This window comes from Sphingomonas sp. 179-A 2A2 NHS, from assembly GCF_045371305.1.
Lineage (GTDB): Bacteria > Pseudomonadota > Alphaproteobacteria > Sphingomonadales > Sphingomonadaceae > Sphingomonas.
The window spans coordinates 1-3,160 of sequence record NZ_JBIQDE010000025.1 but is presented as its reverse complement, the minus strand read 5'-3'; the positions used below and the strand labels follow the sequence as shown (position 1 = coordinate 3,160).

At 63.0% G+C, this 3,160-nt stretch carries 3 protein-coding genes; all 3 read right to left on the bottom strand.

Annotated features, from left to right (window positions below):
* Nucleotides 1-36: 36 nt before the first annotated feature.
* Nucleotides 37-1,734, bottom strand: a complete 1,698-nt coding sequence (locus tag ACH0AE_RS17710; RefSeq protein ID WP_406876147.1) for a glycosyl hydrolase family 28-related protein — start codon at nucleotides 1,732-1,734, stop codon at nucleotides 37-39.
* 187 nt (nucleotides 1,735-1,921) lie between these two features.
* Entirely contained in the window at nucleotides 1,922-2,281 is a 360-nt protein-coding gene (locus ACH0AE_RS17705) for a hypothetical protein (RefSeq protein WP_406876146.1), read from the bottom strand.
* The coding region (locus ACH0AE_RS17700; RefSeq protein WP_406876145.1) for a hypothetical protein at nucleotides 2,278-3,160 on the bottom strand (883 nt) is incomplete at its 5' end. The genes ACH0AE_RS17700 and ACH0AE_RS17705, both read right to left, overlap by 4 nt.

Sequence of the window (3,160 nt, the reverse complement as noted above, 5' to 3'; positions counted from 1 at the left end):
ATCCGATACAGTCGCAGGTAAGAGCCACATTCAGCTTCAATATGCTTCAACTCGAAACGCCACCCGATTTTCCTGTGAGGAGGCCCGAGCCGTTTCGATGACGATTCCTGTTCGCGTAGCACGTCCACGCACTTCTCCGCTCGATGAACCCAGTCCAGGATCGAGGGTGAGGATGGTGCGATAGCTGCCTTCGGGAAGATCGGGCAAGCGCAGCGAGGCAAATGTTACGGAGTGCGTCGCCTTGCCTGCGGGGATGATCAATGTGCCGATGATCCTGCCGCTGTGCGGCCCGAATCCGCTGCCCGACTCGAGACTGACGTTATTATTCAGCCGCAGGCCGGCACCCGCGAAGTTACGCGCAACGACGATGGCGGTGCAGCCTTCGGCGACGATGTCGCGCGCGACCTTGTTGTTGACAAGGCTGAGCCGCCGCACGCCGTCGGCCCGGATCCCGCTTTCCCAAGCGCTGCTCACGGCATTACCCTCGATCACAAGATCGGATTGCTGATTGCCGATGACGATCCCGCACGACCCCAGCGTCGCGATGCGGCCATTGATGCTGTTGTTCACGATATGAACGCTGGTGTTTTGCGGTTCGTAGCCCAAAGCTGTACAATCGATGCCGCGAGCGGAAGGCCCGTCGACATGCACCCAGTTGTTGGCAAAGGTGAAGCCGCCATCGGCTGTCACTAATTCTAGCCCGATCCGCGTACAGGCATCGAGATCGCACTGTGTCACACTGCCAAACAAGGCCGTGCGCCATACGATACCCTTGCCAAAACCGTAGATGATCGACTTAGTGACCTGTACGTCTTCAGGGCGCAATTTGGACGATCCGTCACCGACTTGAATCCCGATCGGATCGCCGGTCCCGCGCAACAACCCGCCATGCGTTAGACGACAATCGTCGATCGTGATCTTGACGTTGCGACCAGTGAGAACAAAGCCGGTCCAGATCTGGTTCACCGTTATCGTTCGAAAGGTCGCATGCCACAGACCCCGGCTACGCACTCCGGTTCCGAAGAAGGAAAGGTATAGTCTTTCAAATACGATACCCTGCGCTCGCCGGTCGTCGTCGGCCTCGACAACGATGGCGGTGAAGCGTTCGCCGCCCTGACCGCGGATGGCAAAATCAGACAGGGTGCGCGGCCCGATCTCGTCGGAGGCGCCGAGCAGGATGCCGTCGCAGCTGTTTGCCTGCAGGAGAGAGGAAGGACCTGCGCCGCGTATTCCGGTGCGCGGCGGGATCCGCAGCGGCGCGGTGGTCTTGTATGTCCCGGCCGGAAGCATGACGGTTCCGCCGCCGCCGGCCTCTACGACGACCAGGGCTTCCTGGATCGCCGCGGTATCATCGGCTGTCCCGTCACCGATCGCGCCGGTCTGGCTGACGTCGACCTCCGTCTCGTACAAGCGAAATCCGCGGCCTGCGGCATCGAGGAAAGCGGTTCGGGGATGCGATCGCACATAAGCACGATCAACGATCGTCTCACGTCGATAGCAGGCGCCGCCCTTGCCCGGCTGCGAATGGCCGCTGGTCCATACCAAGCTGCATCGATCGGGAAGGCGAAGCTGGTCGGCATCGGCGAACCGGGCCAGCGCCACGATATCGTTCAGTGTTGTCGCTGCCACCAGCGCAGCTGCGCGGCCGTCCTCGGCGCCGCGCGGCAACTGAACGGCGATGCCGCCGGCCAGCATCTGGCCGAACAGATCGCGACGGCTATGAAGATCAGCCACCGGCGATCTCTATGCGGACTCCGGCCGCGGCAGGCGTGATCATGCCTTCGGCCACTGACGCAACGCGCCCGTCGCAGTCGTCATCAGGACGGATCGTGAACGCATTATCGCGAGGCATCGTGAACCATGGAGATACTGGCATCGTTGTGGAGAGGCTGCAGGCCAGCCGGACACGCCGGCACCGATGCTAACGCAAGCCGGGCTGATTGGAATAGTTTCGGTCCAAGCGCGTGCGAAGCCGCGATTGCACGCGATTGCCAACCCTGTCGTTGATCCGCCCCATCGGCTTGATCCCTGCTTCGCGCGCCACGTCCTCGCGCGTCTGACGCTCGCCGATGCGGCCGGCATCGGTGACGGGGGTGACAATGGCACTGCTGTCAACCACGGCGACCGGGATATCGGGTTCGAGATCGCGTGTCTGCGCCGTCGCCGATACGGCGACGAGCGGCCACGTCAGCCTTAGCAGCCACCTTAGTCGCGACAGGCGAGCGATTGGCCGGCCTGCTGCGATCCGGCGATGCCGGTCGCGCGTTGGTCGATACATCATCGGCCCTTTCCGTCTGGCGCGAGCAATGCCCGGTCAATCTGTCCCGATACGCCGCCTATCACCGCCGACGGACGCACGACGAGGCGGAGCAACTGCACCGGGCAATTGCCACCGACGTCGATCGTGCCGGCAAAACGGCCGGCGTTGTCGGCGGAATTGGTGAGCTCGACGCGGCCGATCTCCTTTCCGTCGGTACAGGTAAGCTGCCAATATGGCCGAGCCTCGCGCGGCTGATCGATCCCCACACTGGTGCCGGCAAGACGATAGCGACCGGCCGGCAGAAGCTGGATCTGTTGCAGGATGACCCCGCCGACCGTCGATGGCGCCGCGAAATCGAAGACGCCGTCATTTACCGATGCAGTCACACCGGCATCGTTCATCACCGGCATCCAGTCGAATACCGAAGGTGTCTGCAATTGCGCGGTGAAGTCGGGATCGCGTGACCGTTGCCGGATCACGCCGCTGCGCAGTGTCCGGTAATAGGCCCAGGCTTCCTGGTACGATCCGTCGCGCGCGAGCGCATTGACCACGCTGATCCGGGGAACTTCCGGGATAGCGATTCCGGCCTTGGCGAGTTGCGAGAAGAACTGCGCACTACGGACGGGTGACGGACCACGGCCGCCGACATAATCGAGGAACGCGTCGCGCCATGGGGGACGTGCGGCGAGTTTGGTGATGAGCGCACGAACAATCGTCGGGTCGGCGATCGCCTGCGCCAGCACGGGATACAGCAGATCGGCGGCGGTGCGCGAGGTACGCAGTGCGATGTCGTAATGGCGTAGCGCACCGGGTACGTCGCCGCGTGCCACCGCATCCTCGATCAGCCACAGCCGGGTATTGAGCTCCCGCCGCGATAGCCGATCGGAGTGACCGAACAGC

Excerpts from the sequence above, each read along its gene's own strand:
- ACH0AE_RS17705 (WP_406876146.1), bottom strand. The coding sequence starts at position 2,281 with ATGATGTATCGACCAACGCGCGACCGGCATCGCCGGATCGCAGCAGGC.